General features: G+C 73.5%; 16 protein-coding genes and 2 pseudogenes. 13 read left to right on the forward strand and 5 right to left on the reverse strand.

Going from position 1 to position 17,014, the window contains the following annotated elements; all coding sequences use genetic code 11:
• The first annotated feature begins 6 nt into the window (after positions 1–6).
• The 6 genes from ACFVVO_RS05230 (at position 7) to ACFVVO_RS05255 (ending at position 5,957) form a co-directional block, all read left to right on the forward strand.
• The gene (locus ACFVVO_RS05230; RefSeq protein ID WP_390051878.1) at positions 7–198 is read left to right on the forward strand and encodes a hypothetical protein; all 192 of its coding nucleotides are present in this window, start codon (positions 7–9) and stop codon (positions 196–198) included.
• A 64-nt stretch (positions 199–262) separates the two neighbouring features.
• Positions 263–982 carry an aminoacyl-tRNA hydrolase gene (locus tag ACFVVO_RS05235; protein ID WP_390051879.1) on the forward strand — a complete coding sequence of 240 codons (720 nt, stop codon included), beginning with the start codon at positions 263–265 and terminating at the stop codon, positions 980–982.
• A 100-nt stretch (positions 983–1,082) separates the two neighbouring features.
• Complete coding sequence (locus ACFVVO_RS05240) at positions 1,083–2,420, forward strand: DUF692 domain-containing protein (RefSeq protein WP_390051880.1); 1,338 nt, start codon at positions 1,083–1,085, stop codon at positions 2,418–2,420.
• A gap of 104 nt (positions 2,421–2,524) precedes the next feature.
• Entirely contained in the window at positions 2,525–3,295 is a 771-nt protein-coding gene (locus tag ACFVVO_RS05245; RefSeq protein ID WP_390051881.1) for a DUF4142 domain-containing protein, read from the forward strand.
• A 96-nt stretch (positions 3,296–3,391) separates the two neighbouring features.
• Complete coding sequence (locus ACFVVO_RS05250; RefSeq protein WP_390051882.1) at positions 3,392–4,177, forward strand: TIGR04222 domain-containing membrane protein; 786 nt, start codon at positions 3,392–3,394, stop codon at positions 4,175–4,177.
• A 148-nt stretch (positions 4,178–4,325) separates the two neighbouring features.
• Positions 4,326–5,957: an alpha/beta hydrolase gene (locus ACFVVO_RS05255; RefSeq protein WP_390051883.1), complete on the forward strand. Its 1,632-nt coding sequence runs from the start codon at positions 4,326–4,328 to the stop codon at positions 5,955–5,957.
• Between the two features lie 180 nt (positions 5,958–6,137).
• Here ACFVVO_RS05255 and hemQ read toward each other — a convergent pair whose 3' ends face one another.
• Entirely contained in the window at positions 6,138–6,869 is a 732-nt protein-coding gene (gene hemQ / locus ACFVVO_RS05260) for a hydrogen peroxide-dependent heme synthase (protein WP_390051884.1), read from the reverse strand.
• Between the two features lie 4 nt (positions 6,870–6,873).
• On the reverse strand, positions 6,874–8,328 hold the full coding sequence (gene hemG, locus ACFVVO_RS05265; RefSeq protein ID WP_390051886.1) for a protoporphyrinogen oxidase: 1,455 nt from the start codon (positions 8,326–8,328) through the stop codon (positions 6,874–6,876).
• A 172-nt stretch (positions 8,329–8,500) separates the two neighbouring features.
• On the opposite strand from hemG, the gene ACFVVO_RS05270 reads away from it, so the two are divergent.
• A complete protein-coding gene (locus ACFVVO_RS05270; RefSeq protein ID WP_390051887.1) occupies positions 8,501–9,466 on the forward strand; it encodes a DUF4349 domain-containing protein in 966 nt (321 codons plus the stop codon).
• Positions 9,467–9,516: 50 nt separating this feature from the next.
• Positions 9,517–10,917, forward strand: coding sequence for an FAD-dependent oxidoreductase (locus ACFVVO_RS05275; protein ID WP_390051888.1), 1,401 nt, complete (start codon positions 9,517–9,519; stop codon positions 10,915–10,917).
• Positions 10,918–11,067: 150 nt separating this feature from the next.
• Here the strand turns inward: ACFVVO_RS05275 and ACFVVO_RS05280 are convergent, their stop codons facing one another.
• Complete coding sequence (locus ACFVVO_RS05280) at positions 11,068–11,358, reverse strand: hypothetical protein (protein WP_390051889.1); 291 nt, start codon at positions 11,356–11,358, stop codon at positions 11,068–11,070.
• Positions 11,359–11,450: 92 nt separating this feature from the next.
• On the opposite strand from ACFVVO_RS05280, the gene ACFVVO_RS05285 reads away from it, so the two are divergent.
• Entirely contained in the window at positions 11,451–12,275 is an 825-nt protein-coding gene (locus ACFVVO_RS05285; protein WP_390051890.1) for a rhomboid family intramembrane serine protease, read from the forward strand.
• A gap of 37 nt (positions 12,276–12,312) precedes the next feature.
• Here ACFVVO_RS05285 and hemE read toward each other — a convergent pair whose 3' ends face one another.
• The gene (gene hemE / locus ACFVVO_RS05290; RefSeq protein ID WP_390051891.1) at positions 12,313–13,380 is read right to left on the reverse strand and encodes a uroporphyrinogen decarboxylase; all 1,068 of its coding nucleotides are present in this window, start codon (positions 13,378–13,380) and stop codon (positions 12,313–12,315) included.
• A 96-nt stretch (positions 13,381–13,476) separates the two neighbouring features.
• On the opposite strand from hemE, the gene ACFVVO_RS05295 reads away from it, so the two are divergent.
• The 3 genes from ACFVVO_RS05295 (at position 13,477) to ACFVVO_RS05305 (ending at position 16,540) form a co-directional block, all read left to right on the forward strand.
• Positions 13,477–14,154 (forward strand): DUF3000 domain-containing protein, encoded by a 678-nt coding sequence (locus ACFVVO_RS05295; RefSeq protein WP_390051892.1) that lies wholly within the window; start codon positions 13,477–13,479, stop codon positions 14,152–14,154.
• 281 nt (positions 14,155–14,435) lie between these two features.
• Complete coding sequence (locus ACFVVO_RS05300; RefSeq protein WP_390051893.1) at positions 14,436–15,095, forward strand: LuxR C-terminal-related transcriptional regulator; 660 nt, start codon at positions 14,436–14,438, stop codon at positions 15,093–15,095.
• A gap of 155 nt (positions 15,096–15,250) precedes the next feature.
• On the forward strand, positions 15,251–16,540 hold the full coding sequence (locus ACFVVO_RS05305) for a ribonuclease D (RefSeq protein ID WP_390051894.1): 1,290 nt from the start codon (positions 15,251–15,253) through the stop codon (positions 16,538–16,540).
• A gap of 6 nt (positions 16,541–16,546) precedes the next feature.
• On the opposite strand, the pseudogene ACFVVO_RS05310 reads toward ACFVVO_RS05305, so the two are convergent.
• Positions 16,547–16,735, reverse strand: a pseudogene (locus ACFVVO_RS05310) (carbohydrate ABC transporter permease); the annotation flags it as partial.
• 2 nt (positions 16,736–16,737) lie between these two features.
• Here ACFVVO_RS05310 and ACFVVO_RS05315 point away from each other — a divergent pair.
• Positions 16,738–16,947: pseudogene (locus ACFVVO_RS05315) on the forward strand (substrate-binding domain-containing protein); the annotation flags it as partial.
• Positions 16,948–17,014: the final 67 nt, after the last annotated feature.

Consider the following 17,014-nt stretch of genomic DNA (forward strand, 5'->3'; position numbering starts at 1 on the left):
GAAGGCATGACCGAGAACGACGACGAGACGTACTGCATGATCGTCGACACCACCAGGCCACCGAAGGCCGAGGGGCCGCCCTATGCGGAGTGCGTGCTCTGCCGGGAGCCCACGGAGTACCCGGAGTCGTACAAGGGCATCACCCTGTGCCCGCCCTGCGAGTGGCAGGAGGCCCAGCGCACCGCCTGCTCGGGCTGAGCGGCGGGCGGTGCGCCGGGCCCGGGCGTGGGCCCCGGGCGGGCGGCTCGTAAGCTGGGCCCTTGTGAGTCATGCCCCAGCCGTCCCCGGTGACAGTCCCTTCCAGGCCGAGCGCAACCCGCGTGACGAGGCGCCGCAGTTCGTGCTGCCGCTCGTCGTACGGATCGAGAAGAGCGCTCCGCCCGCCCGTACCGACGCGCTGGAGACCGCCGCCCGCGCCGTGCTCCTGATGCTCGGCGACGACCGGGCCGTCGGGGACGGCGAGTGGGCGGAGGCCGTGCGGAACTGGGAGGACGCCCGGATCCGCAAGGTCGTGCGGCGGGCCCGGGGCGCCGAGTGGCGGCGGGCCGAGGCGCTGCCCGGGATCACGGTGACCGGCAAGTCCGCGGAGGTACGGGTCTTCCCGCCGGTCCCGCTGGACGGCTGGCCCAAGGACCTGGCGAAACTCCAGGTGTCGGGAACCGAGCTGGACGATCCGGAGCCGCCGGCCGGCGCCGAACGCGCCCGGCCCGTGCTGTGGCTCAACCCGGACCTTGAGATGTCGGCGGGCAAGGCGATGGCCCAGGCCGGCCACGGCGCCCAGCTCGCCTGGTGGGCCCTGTCCCCCGAGGCCCGTGACACCTGGCGCGACGAGGGCTTCCCCCTGTCCGTACGCACCGCCGCCTCCGGCGACTGGCCCGGGCTGACCGCCGGCGGCCTCCCGCTGGTCCGCGACGCGGGTTTCACGGAGATCGCCCCCGGTTCCTGCACGGTCGTAGCCGACCATCCCGCGCTGCGCCGGTAGCAGCCGGGAACCTCAAATGTTGCTCTGAACGCGGGCCGGTCGGGGTTCGGGGCCGTCCGGTGGGGCCATACCCCCGTCATTCGGAGGAGGGGGTGCGGGCATGCTGCGACTGGGGACGGGGATCGGCTGGCGGCCGGAGATCGCGGACGCCGTGGAGGCCATGCCGGGCATCGACTGGGTCGAGGTCGTGGCGGAGAACGTCTGCCCCGGCCACCTCCCGCAGTCGCTGCTGCGGCTGCGCGAGCGGGGTGTGACCGTGATCCCGCACGGCGTCTCCCTCGGCCTCGGCGGGGCCGAGCGGCCCGACCCGGGGCGGCTGACGGCGCTCGCCGAGCGGGTGGCGGCGCTCGGCGCGCCCCTGGTCACCGAGCACATCGCGTTCGTGCGGGCGGGCGGCGCGCTCACCGCGTCCCCGCGTCTGGAGGCGGGCCATCTGCTGCCCGTACCGCGCACCCGGGACGCGCTCGACGTGCTGTGCGACAACGTACGGATCGCACAGGACGCCCTGCCGGTGCCGCTGGCCCTGGAGAACATCGCCGCGCTGTTCTCCTGGCCGGGCGAGGAGCTGACCGAGGGACAGTTCCTGTCCGAACTGGTCGAACGCACCGGCGTACGGCTGCTCATCGACGTGGCCAACCTGCACACCAACCACGTCAACCGGGGCGAGGACCCGGCGGCGGCGCTCGCCGGACTGCCGGTGGAGGCCATCGCGTACGTGCATGTCGCGGGCGGGTTCAAGCATGACGGCGTCTGGCACGACAGCCACGCGCATCCCGTGCCGCGTCCGGTGCTCGACATCCTGACCGGCCTCGCGTCCCGCGTCGCGCCGCCCGGGGTGCTGCTGGAACGGGACGACAACTTCCCCGAGCCTGCCGAGCTGGAGCGGGAGTTGGGCGCCGTCCGGGCCGCCGTGACGGCAGGGGCGGCGCGCCTGGCGGGTACGGGGAAGCCGGGCGCCGCCGGTGATCCGGGCGCCGCCGGTGATCCGGGCGCCGCCGGTGATCAGGGCGTGGGCGCCCCGGCTCCGGCCAGGTCCGAGGTGCGGCAGCGGCTCGGTGTCGCGCAGGCCGCGGTGCTGTCCTCGCTGGTGGCCGGGACGCCGGTGCCGGAGGGGTTCGACCGGGCGCGGATGGGCGTGCAGGCGCGGGCCCTGGCCGCCAAGCGGGCGGACGTGGTGGCGAGGGTGGCGCCCGAGCTGCCGATGATCCTCGGGGACGGATACCGGCAGGCGTTCCTCGAGTACGCCCGGAGCCTGCCGATGAGCGGCGGCTACCGCCGGGACGCGCTGGACTTCGCGGGGCACCTGCTGAAGCCGGGCCGCCCGCAGGACCCGGAGACCCGGCGTGAACTGCGGGAGTGGTGGCTGCACCGCGCGGGCCCGGCACCCCGCCCCCGGGGGCTGGCGGCACGGGCGCGGGTGCTGCTGCGCAGGGCCTGATCCGCCGGTCCGCCGCGGCCCACCGCCGTGACCGTTCGCCCCGGCCGCCGCAGTAATATGCCAAACCCGCACCCAGCACACTGGAGTGCGGTGCAGGAGGCACCATGCGACCGCGACCCCCCGTCAAGGGCCGAGGCATATTCAGCGGCACCGGGCTCATCATCACGGCCCTCGCGGCGACCGCCGCGGCACTGCTCTTCCCGCTCTGGTCGTACGCCGGCCGCCAGGGCGGTACGGCCGACGCGCAGATTCTCGGCGCGCGGACCGTGACGACGCCGTACGGTCCGCTGTCCGAGCGGGACCGGGACTTCGTCACCAAGGTCCGGCTGGCGGGGCTGTGGGAGCTGCCGGCCGGGCAACTGGCCCTGGAGAAGGGCACCACCCAGGCCGTACGCGACGCGGGACAGCATCTGGTCGACGGCCACACCTCGCTCGACGCGCACGACCGCACCGTCGCCTCCCGGCTCGGCGTGCCCCTGCCCGACGAGCCCAACGCGCAGCAGAATCAGTGGCTCGCCACGCTGAGGAGCGCGCGCGGCCAGGAGTTCGACCGGCAGTTCGCGGGCCTGCTGCGCCTGGCGCACGGCCGGGTGTTCTCGCTGGTCGCCGAGGTCCGCGCCGGCACCCAGAACTCGCTGGTCCGCGACCTGGCCGACGACGCCAACACGACCGTGCTGGACCACATCAAGGCCCTGGAGGCGACCGGGTACGTCGACTTCTCCGCGCTGGCCCGGGACCTCGCGGCCACCCCCTCCCCCGTGGCCACGCCCCCGGTCACCGACGCCGGTTCCGCGGTCCCGGTCGCGCCCTCGCCGTCCGAGTCGTATTCGATGCCGCCCGCCGCCTCGAGCCCGTTGCCGGTCGACGCCCCCTGACCTGCGAGGCAAACGGAACGTCACGCACCGGCAACACTCGGTCCGGATACTGAAACGGGCATGGCGTTTCCGAGGCACCTGGCATAGAAACGCGTCATGTTCTGGGTCCTTCTGCTGCTTCTGGCCTGGGCGTTCGCCGGTGTCGCGTGCACCCGGCTGTGCCTGGCCGCGGTCCGCTCGGCGGACCTCGACACCGACGGCATCCCCACGGACCGGGAGCACGATCTGACGCTGTACGAGGCGGCGTTCCTGTCCGGCGGTCCGGCGCGGGTCGCCGACGTGACCATGGTCTCCATGGCCCGGCAGCGGCGGCTGCTGCTCGCGCACACCGGCTGGGCCACGGTGGTGGACCCTCGGGGCCGCGACGACATGGAACGGTCCGTCATAGGGGCGATAGGGCCCGAGGGCCAGTCGAGGATCGCTCCGGTGCGGGCCGCCGCGGCCGGCACCGAGGCCGTACGGCGGCTCGCCGACGGGCTGGTGCGCTCGGGACTCGCGGTACCGGACGGCGCGCGGACGACGGTGGCGGACGGCGTCCGCCAGGTGCGGGCCGCCGCGCTGGCCGTGTGCGCGCTGGCGCTGGCGGCACTGCTGATGCCCGCTCAGACCGGGATGCCGCGGTTCCTCGTCACGCTGTGGTTCGCGCTGCCCCTCACGCTGACCCTGAGCTGTCTGGCCATCGCCCGGGTCGAGGCGCACCCCTACTCGCGCTGGGCCTCCCCCGCCGGACAGCGGCTGCTGGGTGCCCTGCCCCGGCGGCCGGCCGGTGACGGCGACGAGCGGTCCTTCCTGACGTCCGTCGCCGTGCGGGGCGTCCGTGCGGTCGGCGAACCCGAGCTGCGCGCGGCCTTCGCCCATCGCGACCAGCCCCGGGGGGAGTGAGACCGCCCTCGGGGGCGCACTGGGGGCATTTCCCTGCGACACCGCCGTGCGGTGCTTGCCTTCACCGGGAGCCGAACGAAACATCCCTTGTGTGATCGTCGGGCCGTGGCAGCCGTGCCATCGCCGCCGCGCACCGGAGGGATACGCGATGAGAGCTGCCGCCCTGTACTCGGCCGCCGGGTCCCTGCTCCTCGCGGCCCTGGCCGCGGCTCCGGCGGACGGCGCCGCGGGCGCGCCGGTCGCGGCCGAGACGCGCGGGACCGCGGTGGCCGTCCAGCGGGCACGCGAGGCCGGCATCGAGTTCGCCGGGTGCGACGGGCGGGACGCGCCGCGGAGCCTGGAGTGCGGCACGGTGCGCGTCCCGCTGGACTACGCGAAGCCCGACGGCAAGCAGATCGAGCTGACCGTCAGCCGGGCCCGGGCCACCCACAAGGACCCGCACAACAGCAAGCGGAAGGTGCCCCGGCAGGGCGCCCTCGTCTACAACCCGGGCGGCCCCGGCGCCTCCGGCATGTACTTCCCGATGGCCCGTACCCTGCCCGTGTGGCAGCGGATCGCCGCCGCATACGACCTCGTCGGCTACGCCCCCCGCGGGGTGGGCCGTTCGGCGCCGCTGTCCTGCGTCGAACCCAAGCTCTTCTTCCACGCGCCCACCGAGTCGCCGACCCACCCCTCGGAGCAGTACAAGCGGCAGCGCATCGCCCGGGCGAAGGCGTACGCGCGCGGCTGCGCCGAGCGGTCGGGGAGCGGGCTGCGGTTCTACAACTCGCTGAACAACGCCCGTGACCTGGACGTCCTGCGGGCGGCGCTGGGCGAGGACCGGCTGACCTACATGGGCGCGTCGTACGGCACGTATTTCGGCGCGGTCTACGCGACGCTGTTCCCCTCGCACGTCCGGCGGATGGTGCTGGACTCCGCGGTGGACCCGGCCCCGCAGAAGGTCTGGTACCGCGCCAACCTCGACCAGTCCGCCGCGTTCGAGGACCGCTGGACGGACTTCCGCGAGTGGATCGCCCGGCACGACGACGTGTACCGGCTCGGCGGCACCCCGGCGAAGGTGCAGGACAGTTACGACACCGCGCGCGGCCGGCTGGCGGGGAAGGCGGCGGGCGGCAAGGTGGGGCCGGGCCAGTTGCAGAACGCGTTCCTCATGGCCGGGTACTACGACGACCTCTGGCCGAGCCGGGCCGCCGCGCTGTCGGCCTATCTGAAGGGCGACGCCAGGGCGCTGGTCGCGCTGGCCGCTCCGGACGCGGGGACGGCCGCCGAGGCGGAGAACGCGAGCGCGGTCTACACGGCCGTCGAGTGCAACGACGCGCCCTGGCCGACGGACTGGAAGGTGTGGGACCGCGACAACACCCGGCTCGCGCGCAGCGCACCGTTCGAGACCTGGGACAACGCGTGGATGAACCTGCCGTGCGCCTACTGGCCGGCCCCCCGGCAACGGCCGCTGGACGTGCGGACGGGTCCAGGTGAGCTGCCGCCGGTGCTGATCCTGGCCGCCGAACGGGATGCCGCCACCCCGTACTCGGGCGCGCTGGAGATGAGCCGACGACTGGCCGGCTCGGCGCTGGTGACCGAGCGGGACGCCGGTACGCACGGCATCGGGGGCGGCCCCAACAGGTGCGTCAACGGCCACCTGGACGGCTACCTGCTCGAGGGCCGCGTCCCGGGGCGGCGGGCCGCCTGCGCACCGCGCCCGGAGCCGAGGCCCCAGGCCCCGGCCTCGTCCACCGCCAAGCGCCCCGAACGGGACGCCCTCAAGGGCAAGGCCGCCTAGGCCGGCCCCGCCACCAGCTCGGCGACGTCCTTACGGCGCCCCGTGCCGCATCCCCCGGGGGACAACCCCCGGACCCCCGGCCGACCTCTCAGGCCAGCCCCGCCACCAGGTCGGCGACGTCCTTCCGGCGCCCCGTGCCGCATCCCCCGGGGGACAACCCCCGGACCCCCGGCCGACCTCTCAGGCCAGCCCCGCCACCAGGTCGGCGATGTCCTTACGGCGCCCCGTGAAGAAGGGGACTTCCTCGCGGACGTGCCTGCGGGCCTCGGAGGCGCGCAGGTGGCGCATGAGGTCGACGATGCGGTACAGCTCGTCGGCCTCGAAGGCCAGCATCCACTCGTAGTCGCCGAGCGAGAACGAGGCGACCGTGTTGGCGCGCACGTCGGGGTAGCCGCGGGCCATCTTGCCGTGGTCGGCGAGCATGCGGCGGCGGTCCTCGTCGGGCAGCAGGTACCAGTCGTAGGAGCGCACGAAGGGGTAGACGCTCACGTAGTTGCGGGGCGTCTCGTCGGCGAGGAACGCCGGGATGTGCGAGCGGTTGAACTCGGCGGGGCGGTGCAGCGCCATGTTCGACCACACCGGCTCCAGCGCGCGGCCCAGCTTGGTGCGCCGGAAGAGGTTGTACGCCTCCTGGAGCTGGTCGCTGGTCTCGGCGTGCCACCAGATCATCAGGTCGGCGTCGGCACGCAGCCCGGAGACGTCGTACGTGCCGCGGATCGTCACGTCCTTCGCGGCGAGCTGGTCGAACAGCTCCTGGACCTCGTCGGCGTAGCCCGCGCGGTCCTCCGGGAGCACGTCCTTCAGCTTGAAGACGGACCACAGCGTGTAGCGGATGACCTCGTTGAGGTCCTTGGCCAGCTTGCCCTTGTTCGGGATCCTGCCGGTCTCGGTGGTGGGGGCGTCGTCACTCATGTTCCTATTCTCCCGCTCCGCCGTGCAGGCTCTGCACCGGGTCGGCCGTCAGGGCGCGCACACCGCTGAGGTCGCCGCCGAGCTGGTCGACGGCCGCGTGGGCGCTCGCTACGCAGGCCGGGATGCCGACGCCGTCGTACTGCGCGCCGCACACCGCGAGGCCCGGCAGCTTGGCGACGTGCTCGCGGATTCGGGCCACGCGCGCGTGGTGGCCGACCGGGTACTGGGGCAGCCCGTCGGTCCAGCGGGTCACCCGGGTCTCCAGGGGGGCGGTGTCCAGGCCGGTGGCCTCGCGCAGGTCGTGCCGGGACACGGCGACCAGCTCGGCGTCCTCGCGCCGGAGCACCTCGGTCTCGCCGTGCCGTCCGACCGAGGTGCGCAGCACGACCACGTCCGGGTCCTCCTCGGCGATCCAGCCCCACTTCTGGGAGGCGAAGGTGGACGCTTTGATGGTGCGGCCGTCGACGGGCGGCACCAGGAACCCGCTGCCCTCGGGCAGGGCGAGGCCGGTGCGGCGGTAGGCGAGGGTGATCAGGGCCATGGAGGCGTACTCGACGGTGGCGAGTTCGGCCGCGGCCTCCGGGGACTCGGCGCCGAGCAGTGCGGCGGCGGCCGGGGCGGGTACGGCGACGATCACCGCGTCGGCGTCCAGCACCCGCTCCCCCGCGGTGACCCGCCAGCGGCCGGACGCCTCCCGGCGCAGCCCGGTCACCGGCGTGCGGCAGAGGATGTCACCGCCGAGGGCGCGCACCGACTCGGCGACCGCGAGCGGCAGCCGGCCCACGCCGCCCTCGATGCCCATGAAGACGGGCCCGGTCTGCCCGCTCGCCGCGGCCCTGGCCTGGATGTCGCGTACGGCCTCGGTGAGGGAGTCGTGGGCGTGGGCCGCCTGGAAGAGCTGCGGGACGGCCGAGCGCATCGAGATGCGGTACGCGTCGCCCGCGTACACCCCGCCCAGGAGCGGTTCCACCAGCCGGTCGACGACCTCCCGGCCGAGCCGCGCCGCCACGTACTCGCCGACCGCCACGTCGTCGCCGATCTCGGTGCGGGGCAGTTCGGCGTCGCGCTCGATGCGCGCGAGGCCCTCGTCGGAGAGCACGCCGGCGAGGGCGGCGGCGGCGCCGGGGACACCCATCACATGTCCCTTGGGCATGGGGCGCAGGGCGCCGCGGGTCCAGATCGAGGCGGTCGCGGTGGCCGGCGGCTGGAGCCGCTCGGCGAGGCCCACCTCACGCGCGAGGGTCACCGCCTCGGGGCGACGGGCCAGCATCGACTCGGCGCCCAGGTCCACCCGGACGCCCGCGATCTCGCCCGGGAGGAGCTTGCCGCCGACCCGCTCGGAGGCCTCGAGCACGGTCACCCGGGCGCCTCGCCGCAGCAGCCGGTGGGCGGCGGCCAGCCCCGAGATCCCGGCTCCGACGACGACGACATGCCCCGAATGTGTATCCGTTGCGCTCATGTCCCCACTCTCTCAGACCCCATCGGCAGTCCCGTCCCGGGCCGGTGTCCGGGACGAGTCCGGACCGTGACCACATCGGAACCGGCGCGCCCCAACGTCCCGGCCCGCCCGGGCGTCGAAGGAGCGTCAGAGGTCACAGCCGTCGTGTCTCACCGTTCTCGGGGGTACCGCCATGCGCACACCACGTCCCGTACGACCCGTCCGGGCCCTGTCCGGGGTCCTGCTCGCCGCCTGTCTGGCGCTGGCCGGGTGCAGTGCCGCGGACGACTCGGACGGCGGGACCGCCAAGTCCGCCGCGGACGGCGCGGAGCGGCAGGCGGGTGCCGCCGGCGGCAAGGCGGACGACGCGAAGTCCGCCCGCCGGGCGCCCGCGTCCGCCCCGAGCGCCGTCATCCGCACCGCCTCCCTCACCGTCGAGGTCAAGGACGTGCCCAAGGCGCTGGAGGAGGCCCGTACGACCGCCGAGAACGCGGGCGGTTACGTCGGCGGTGAGAACACCGGCCGGGACTCCGACGGCCATGAGTACACGCGCGTGGTGCTGCGGGTGCCGTCCGCGCGGTACGACGAGGTCCTCGGAGATCTGCAGGGCGCCGGCCGGCTCGTCGAGCGCACCGCGAAGGCACAGGACGTCACCGACCAGGTCGTGGACGTGGACAGCCGGGTCAAGTCGCAGCGGGCGAGCGTGGCCCGGATCCGGACGCTGATGGACCGGGCGACCAAGCTGAGCGACGTCGTCACCCTGGAGGGGGAGCTGAGCAGCCGGGAGGCGGACCTGGAGGCGCTGCTCGCCCAGCAGGCGTCCCTGAAGGACCGCACCAGCCTCGCGACCATCACCCTGTCGCTGTCCGGAACGCCCGTGAAGAAGGCCGCCGAGGACGACACACCCGGCTTCGTGGACGCGCTGTCGGGCGGCTGGCACGCGTTCGTCACGATGCTGCGCTGGATCGCCCTGGTCCTGGGCGCGCTGCTGCCGTTCGCCGCGCTCGCCGCCCTGCTGGCGCTGGTGTGGGCGCGGGTCGTCCGGCCGCGGCTGCCGCGCCGCCCGGAGCCGGTCCCCGCACCGGTGACGGCCGCACCGGGTCCGCTGCCGCACGCGCGTCCGGCGCAGGCGCCGGCGCGCGAGCCCGGCCAGGGCTGACGCGCGAGCCCGGCCAGGACCGAAATGGCCGCGCACCGTAGCGTGTTCACATGAGCATGAACGGTGGGCGGGACGCCAGGCGACGGCTGGTGGTGATCGGCGGCGACGCCGCGGGGATGTCCGCGGCGTCGCAGGCGCGCCGGATGTCGGGCCCGGACGAACTGGAGATCGTGGCCTTCGAACGGGGACACTTCAGCTCCTACTCGGCGTGCGGGATCCCGTACTGGGTGGGCGGTGACGTGTCCGAACGCGATCAGCTCATCGCGCGCTCCCCGGCGGAGCACCGCGCGCGCGGGATCGATCTGCGGATGCGCACCGAGGTCGTCGAGATCGACGTGCCCGGACAGCGGGTACGCGCGCGTGACGTCGATTCCGGCGCGGAGTCGTGGACGTCGTACGACGGGCTGGTCATCGCCACCGGCGCCCGTCCGGTGCGCCCCGACATGCCGGGCGTGGACGCGCCCGGCGTGCACGGGGTGCAGACCCTGGACGACGGCGAGGCGCTGCTGGACTCACTGGAGCGGGCGCCCGGCCGTCGCGCGGTGGTCGTGGGCGCCGGCTACATCGGCGTCGAGATGGCCGAGGCCCTGATCAACCGGGGCTTCGAGGTGACGGTCGTCAACCGCGGCAAGGAGCCCATGTCGACCCTGGACCCGGACATGGGCCGCATGGTGCACGGGGCCATGGAGGGCCTCGGCATCACCATGGTGAACGACGCCGAGGTGACCAAGCTACTCACCGGCGAGGACGGCCGGATCCGCGCGGTGGTCACGGAGGACGCCGAGTACCCGGCGGACATCGTGGTCCTGGGCATCGGTGTGCGCCCGGAGACCTCGCTCGCCCGCGCGGCGGGGCTGCCCCTCGGTGCCCACGGCGGACTGCTCACCGACCTCGCGATGCGGGTGCGCGGCCACGAGAACATCTGGGCGGGCGGCGACTGCGTCGAGGTGCTGAACCTGGTCTCGGGGCAGGAGCAGTACGTTCCGCTGGGGACCCACGCCAACAAGCACGGCCAGGTCATCGGCACCAACGCGGGTGGCGGTTACGCCACCTTCCCGGGTGTGGTCGGCACGGCGGTCAGCAAGGTCTGCGACCTGGAGATCGCGCGCACCGGCCTGCGCGAGAAGGACGCTCACCGGGCGGGCCTGCGGTTCGAGACGGTCACCATCGAGTCGACCAGCCGGGCCGGCTACTACCCCGGCGCCTCCCCGATGACGGTGAAGATGCTCGCCGAGCGCGGCACGGGCCGGCTGCTCGGCGTCCAGATCGTCGGCAGGGAGGGCGCGGGCAAACGGGTCGACGTCGCGGCGGTGGCGCTGACCGCGCAGATGACGGTGCAGCAGATGACGGCCCTGGACCTCGGGTACGCCCCGCCCTTCTCCCCGGTGTGGGACCCGGTTCTGGTGGCGGCGAGAAAGGCGACGGCGAAGGTGCGGGCCGGTCAGCGGTAGGGCCTTTCGTTTGGATCAGGCCGGGTCAGGGAGCGGGGTCTGGTGCCGTGCATCGAAAGGCGGAGCCATGGCAGCCGACGACAACGCGGCGAGGCGCGGTGCCAGGGCCCGCGAGCCCGGCATGATCCGAACGAGAGGCCCTAAGGCGGTTCAGGCCGTTGTGCTGATCCGCGGCAGGGAGGTGACGCCCCCGCCGGCCGTCACGGCCGTGGGCTGCTCCCCCGCGGGTCTGGCGTGCGAGGCGGACGGCCGGGTCGACCGCAGCCGGTAGCTCACCGCCTCGTCCAGCGTCACCGGCCGCTGCATCTGCGCCGCCAGCCGCCCGGCCTCCTGACCGAGCCGGGCGACGTCCTCCCAGGGAAGCCGTATCACCAAGGACAGCTCGGCCTCGCCGTCGGGCATCGCCTGCATCGCCGTCACCTGCTGAGCGTTCGCACTCATCGCCTGATCCTCACGTCGGTTGAGAGGAGATACGCGGCCCCGCCCGCCGGCGTTCACCGATTCACCCGCCGTATCCCGGGCAGTACTTCTGTGTGGTCATCCCCGTCCATGACGTGAACCCGGCGCGCCGCACCCCGTATGTGACGTACGCCCTCGTCGCCGCGAGCGTCCTCGTCTTCCTCGTCACCCCCGGCACCGCCGGTGCCGTGCCGGGTTCGAGTGGACTGGCGCAGCTCTGCCATCTGCAGGCCTTCATGGACCACTACGCGGCGGTTCCCAGAGAGCTGATCCACCATCAGATACCCCGGGTGGTCCCGACCGGCGGCGTGGGCGTGGGCCCTCACGGCCCGGGCTGTGTGGTGGCGCCGCCCGCCTACGACAAGTCCCCGGCGCTGTCCGTGTTCACGGCGATGTTCCTGCACGGGGGCTGGCTGCACCTGCTGGGCAACATGCTGTTCCTGCTGATCTTCGGCAACAACGTCGAGGACCGGATGGGCCACATCCGCTACTTCCTCTTCTACGTCTTCTGCGGCTACGCGGCCGGTTACGGCTTCGCGCTGCTCAACGCCACCTCCGCCGACCCGCTGATCGGCGCGTCCGGCGCGATCGCCGGTGTGCTGGGCGCCTATCTGGTGCTGTATCCGCGGGCGCGGGTCTGGGTCCTGGTGCCGTTCCTGGTCTTCCTGCCGCTGCGGCTGCCCGCCTGGCTGGTGCTGGGCTTCTGGTTCGGGCTGCAGGCGGTGTACTCCTCCGGGCACGGTGTGTCCGGCGCCGGGACGGTGGCCTACTCGGCCCACGTGGTCGGCTTCGTGGTGGGCATGCTGCTGGCCTGGCCGCTCAAACCGGGCACCCCGCCACCGCCGGAGCCGCGCCGTCTGGTGTTCGGCAGGCAGGCGCGGCCCCGTCAGGTGTGGTGAGCGGCGGGTGCGGTGAGCGTGCGGTGAGCGGCTCCGCTCAGCGGGCGGTGCGGGTGTGGACGTAGTCCACGAGCCGGGTCAGCGCGTCCGGGTCGGTGTTCGGCAGGACGCCGTGGCCGAGGTTGAAGACATGGCCCTCGAGGCCGGCGGCCGCGTCGAGCACCTCGCCCGCCCGGGTCTCGACGGTGTCCTTGTCGGTGAACAGCACCGTCGGGTCCAGGTTGCCCTGGAGCGCCTTGCCGGGGCCGACGCGGCCGACGGCCTCGTCCAGCGGGACGCGCCAGTCGACGCCGACCACATCGGCGCCGGCCTCGCCCATCAGTCCCAGCAGCTCGCCGGTGCCGACGCCGAAGTGGATGCGCGGGACGCCGTACCCGGCGACGGCGTCGAACACCTTCGCCGAGGCGGACATGACCGACTTCCGGTAGTCGGCCGGGGCCAGGGCTCCGACCCAGGAGTCGAACAGCTGGACCGCCGAGGCGCCCGCCTCGATCTGCACCTTCAGGAACGCGGCCGTGATGTCGGCGAGGCGGTCCAGCAGGTCGGCCCAGAGCTGCGGGTCGCCGTACATCATCGCCTTGGCGTTCTCGTACGTGCGCGACGGGCCGCCCTCGACCAGGTAGCTCGCCAGGGTGAACGGCGCCCCGGCGAAACCGATCAGCGGGGTCCCGCCCAGCTCGCGGGTGAGCAGGCCGATCGCCTCGGTGACGTAGGAGACGTCCTCGGGCGTGAGGTCGCGCAGCCGGGCCAGGTCGGCGCGGGTGCGGACGGGCTGCTCCACGACCGGGCCGACGCCGGGCTTGATGTCCAGGTCGAGGCCGATGGCCTTGAGCGGGACGACGATGTCGCTGAAGTAGATCGCCGCGTCCACGTTGTGCCGGCGCACCGGCTGCAGCGTGATCTCGGTGACCAGCTCGGGCAGCATGCAGGACTCGAGCATCGGGATGCCCTCGCGCACCTTGCGGTACTCGGGCAGTGAGCGGCCGGCCTGGCGCATGAACCACACGGGGGTGTGCGGCACGGGTTCACGCCTGCACGCCTTGAGGAAGGCGCTCTCGTACGTAGCGGTCGGCTGCTTGCCCGTGGGGCTTCCGTTGGCACTCACGTCGGCAAGTCTCGCACGGTCGCGAAGCGAGAAGTGCGGCCGCCCTCAGGGGTGTCCTCCCTGCACCGGGGCGCTGTTCCCCTTACTCTTCCCCGCATGGCTGCGGCTCAGGGACGATCGTCGGACGGCGCTGACGGAATGGACGACGCGAAGGACTCCGCTCAGGCGGAGGGCCGAACGGGCACGGGGGCGCCGCCGGCGTTCCGGGCCGCGGTCGACGCGCTGCGCAGTGCGCGGCTGCGGCCGCAGATCGAGGTGGAGCCGACGCCCGCCCCGCAACGGCTCGCGCCCTTCGCGTACGCGCTGGAGGCCGCGGTGGTCGACGGCGACGAGGACCTGGCCGACGGCCGGCTGGTGCTGCTGCACGACCCGGCCGGGCACGACGCCTGGCAGGGCACCTTCCGGCTGGTGACGCTGGTGCGCGCGGAACTGGAGCCGGAGATGGCGGCCGACCCGCTGCTGCCCGAGGTGTGCTGGTCGTGGCTGACCGGGGCGCTGCAGGCGCGCGGGCTGACGTACGGCGAGCCGAGCGGCACCGTCACGCGCGCGAGTTCGCACTACTTCGGCGGGCTGTCCGCGCGCCCGGCCGCCTCCCAGATCGAGATCCGCGCCTCCTGGACACCGCGCGAGGGCCTCGGCGGAGTGCCGGACACCGCCGCGCACCTGACCTCGTGGTGCGATCTGCTGGCCCAGGTCGGCGGGCTCCCGCCGGCCGGTCCGGGCGACGCCTCGGTGGTGACCCTGCCGCAGCGCAGGGGCCCGCAGTCACGGTGAGCTGGGCACCGGCCGTACCGGATTCATCCTCCAGGGCGGCCTATTGACTCTCTCTTTGTCGATACGGCCACTTTCTGTACTCGAATCGCATCGGCTCGAACCGATTCGATCTTCGGATGATCGATCGCACGTCCGAATTGCACGGATTGTTACTCACTAGATCGTGATCATTCTCTAAAGGCGCACGGCTTTGCTGCCGAAGACGACTGTGACCCTGAAAGCACGTTTCGTCCCGGCTTCCTCCCCACAAGCCGGCCCCGTCCCCCCACCCAGGAGGCCTGGTGTCCGTTCTCCTCGAGCAGCCCGCAAGCCTGGTCGCCTACCGCCCGAACAAGCCGACCGCCATGGTGGTCGTGGCCGACCCGCGCGTCCGTTCCACCGTCACCCGCCATCTGTGGGCTCTCGGTGTGCGCGACGTCATCGAGGCCTCGTCCGTCGCGGAGGCTCGTCCCCGCATCGGCAACCCCCGCGACATCTGCGTCGCCGACGTCCACCTGCCCGACGGTTCCGGCCTGACCCTGCTGTCCGAGACCCGCGCCGCGGGCTGGCCCAACGGGCTGGCCCTCTCGGCCGCCGACGACATCGGCGCCGTCCGCAACGCCCTCGCGGGCGGGGTCAAGGGCTACGTCGTCACCGGAACCCGAACCAACATCGGCCTCCCCGCCCGGCCCGGCGCCGCCCCCCTCGGTACCGCCGCCCGTATGCACCGCCGCCCCCCGGGTGCCCCGAGCCACCCGGGCGGCTACCGCGAGCTGTCCGGACGGGAGGTCGAGGTGCTCCGCCTGGTCGCCGAGGGGCAGTCCAACAAGGCGATCGGCGTCTCGATGGGCCTGTCCGCACTGACCGTGAAGAGCCACCTGGCCCGCATCGCCCGCAAACTCGGCACCGGCGACCGGGCCGGCATGGTGGCCGTGGCGCTGCGGACCGGCATCATCCACTGATCCCTACCGATTCCTCCATACGCCTCGTGAGCGCATCATCCGTTCACTCATATGAACCGGAAGTTTCACCGGCCTGACTGGTTTACGACCCTGTGGCGCCCGTCGACGGACCGTTCGGTGTCGGGGCGCCGTCCACACACGGATACCCTTGACAGGTGACCGACGCCCAAGAGACCGCAGCAGACGTTTCCGTGCGCACCACCGGGGGCACTCCTCCGGACGACGCCGGGGCCTCTGTGCTGGGGGCGCCGACTCCGCTGCTCGAACCCCGCGAGGGCATTCCGCCCGTGGTCGCCGACGAGACCGCGCTCGCCGAGGTGATCGCCGCCTTCGCCGCCGGCTCGGGACCCGTCGCCGTCGACGCCGAGCGCGCCTCCGGCTACCGCTACGGCCAGCGCGCCTACCTGGTGCAGCTCCGTCGCGAGGGTGCGGGCAGCGCGCTCATCGACCCCGTCTCCTGCCCCGATCTCTCCGGTCTCGGCGAGGCGCTGACCGGCGTCGAGTGGGTGCTGCACGCCGCCACCCAGGACCTGCCGTGCCTGCGGGAGATAGGCATGGTCCCGACCCGCCTGTTCGACACCGAGCTGGCCGGCCGGCTCGCCGGGTTCCCCCGGGTCGGCCTAGGCGCCATGGTCGAGGGCGTGCTCGGTTTCGTCCTGGAGAAGGGCCACTCCGCCGTCGACTGGTCGACCCGGCCGCTGCCCGAGCCCTGGCTGCGCTACGCCGCCCTGGACGTCGAGCTCCTCGTCGACCTGCGGGACGCCCTGGAGAAGGAGCTGGACCGGCAGGGCAAGCTCGACTGGGCCCTCCAGGAGTTCGGGGCGATCGCGGCGGCGCCGCCCGCCGAGCCCCGCAAGGAACCCTGGCGCCGTACGTCCGGGATGCACAAGGTGCGGCGGCGCCGGCAGCTCGCCGTCGTACGGGAGCTGTGGGAGACGCGGGACCGGATCGCGCAGCGGCGGGACGTGTCACCGGGCAAGGTGCTGTCGGACGCGGCCATCGTGGAGGCCGCGCTCTCACTTCCGGTCAACGTGCACGCGCTGGCCGCGTTGAACGGGTTTGGGCACCGCGTGGGGCGCCGGCAGCTGGAGCAGTGGCAGGCGGCGGTCGACCGGGCGAAGGCCCTGACCGAGGCGCAGTTGCCCCAGCCGGGGCAGCCGGTCACCGGACCGCCGCCGCCGCGGGCGTGGGCCGACAAGGACCCCGCCGCGGCGGCTCGGCTGTCGGCCGCGCGGGCGGGGGTGTCGGCGCTGGCCGAGCAGCTCGGCATGCCTCAGGAGAACCTGGTCTCCCCCGACACCGTGCGGCGGGTGTGCTGGGAGCCGCCGGCCGCGGTGGACGCGGGAACGGTGGCGGACGCGCTGGCCGGATACGGTGCGCGGCCCTGGCAGGTGGAGCAGGTGACGCCCGTGCTGGTCGCGGCGCTGTCGGGCGCGGACGCCTGAGCCGGCTCACTTGGTCGCACCGCGCATGAACCCGTTGTAGATGAACCTCTGCAGCACGAGGAAGACGACCAGTGTCGGCAGGATCACCAGGACCGCGCCCGCCGAGATGATCTCCCAGTGGGCGCCGTACGGGCCGCGGAAGCGGAACAGGGACGTCGATATCACGCCAAGATCCTGGGACGGCATGTAGAGGAAGTCCCGCCGACGTCTCCCTGCTCGCCTGGGACGACTCCCGGCTCTGCCGCCTGACCCACCCCACGCTGTCGGCGATGAGCCACGACGTGCACGGGTTCGGTGCCGAGGTGGCGCACACCCTGTTCGGGATGATCGCGGGAGGGGGTCCGGGCTCGCACCCGGTGCCCACGCCGGTGCTGGCTCCGCGGGGGTCGACGGCCCCGCGGGTGTGACGTTCGCCGCTCCGGCCGGGGGGAGGACTGGGCAGTCACGTTACTCACAAGTAGCATGGCCCGTAAG

Origin of the sequence: Streptomyces sp. NPDC058145 (genome assembly GCF_042884245.1) — a bacterium.
Classification (GTDB): Bacteria; Actinomycetota; Actinomycetes; order Streptomycetales; family Streptomycetaceae; genus Streptomyces.

Coding starts and splice junctions, on each gene's coding strand:
- ACFVVO_RS05230 (WP_390051878.1), top strand. CDS start 7: ATGACCGAGAACGACGACGAGACGTACTGCATGATCGTCGACACCACC.
- ACFVVO_RS05240 (WP_390051880.1), top strand. CDS start 1,083: ATGCTGCGACTGGGGACGGGGATCGGCTGGCGGCCGGAGATCGCGGAC.
- ACFVVO_RS05245 (WP_390051881.1), top strand. CDS start 2,525: ATGCGACCGCGACCCCCCGTCAAGGGCCGAGGCATATTCAGCGGCACC.
- ACFVVO_RS05250 (WP_390051882.1), top strand. CDS start 3,392: ATGTTCTGGGTCCTTCTGCTGCTTCTGGCCTGGGCGTTCGCCGGTGTC.
- ACFVVO_RS05255 (WP_390051883.1), top strand. CDS start 4,326: ATGAGAGCTGCCGCCCTGTACTCGGCCGCCGGGTCCCTGCTCCTCGCG.
- hemQ (WP_390051884.1), bottom strand. CDS start 6,869: ATGAGTGACGACGCCCCCACCACCGAGACCGGCAGGATCCCGAACAAG.
- hemG (WP_390051886.1), bottom strand. CDS start 8,328: ATGAGCGCAACGGATACACATTCGGGGCATGTCGTCGTCGTCGGAGCC.
- ACFVVO_RS05270 (WP_390051887.1), top strand. CDS start 8,501: ATGCGCACACCACGTCCCGTACGACCCGTCCGGGCCCTGTCCGGGGTC.
- ACFVVO_RS05275 (WP_390051888.1), top strand. CDS start 9,517: ATGAGCATGAACGGTGGGCGGGACGCCAGGCGACGGCTGGTGGTGATC.
- ACFVVO_RS05280 (WP_390051889.1), bottom strand. CDS start 11,358: ATGAGTGCGAACGCTCAGCAGGTGACGGCGATGCAGGCGATGCCCGAC.
- ACFVVO_RS05295 (WP_390051892.1), top strand. CDS start 13,477: ATGGCTGCGGCTCAGGGACGATCGTCGGACGGCGCTGACGGAATGGAC.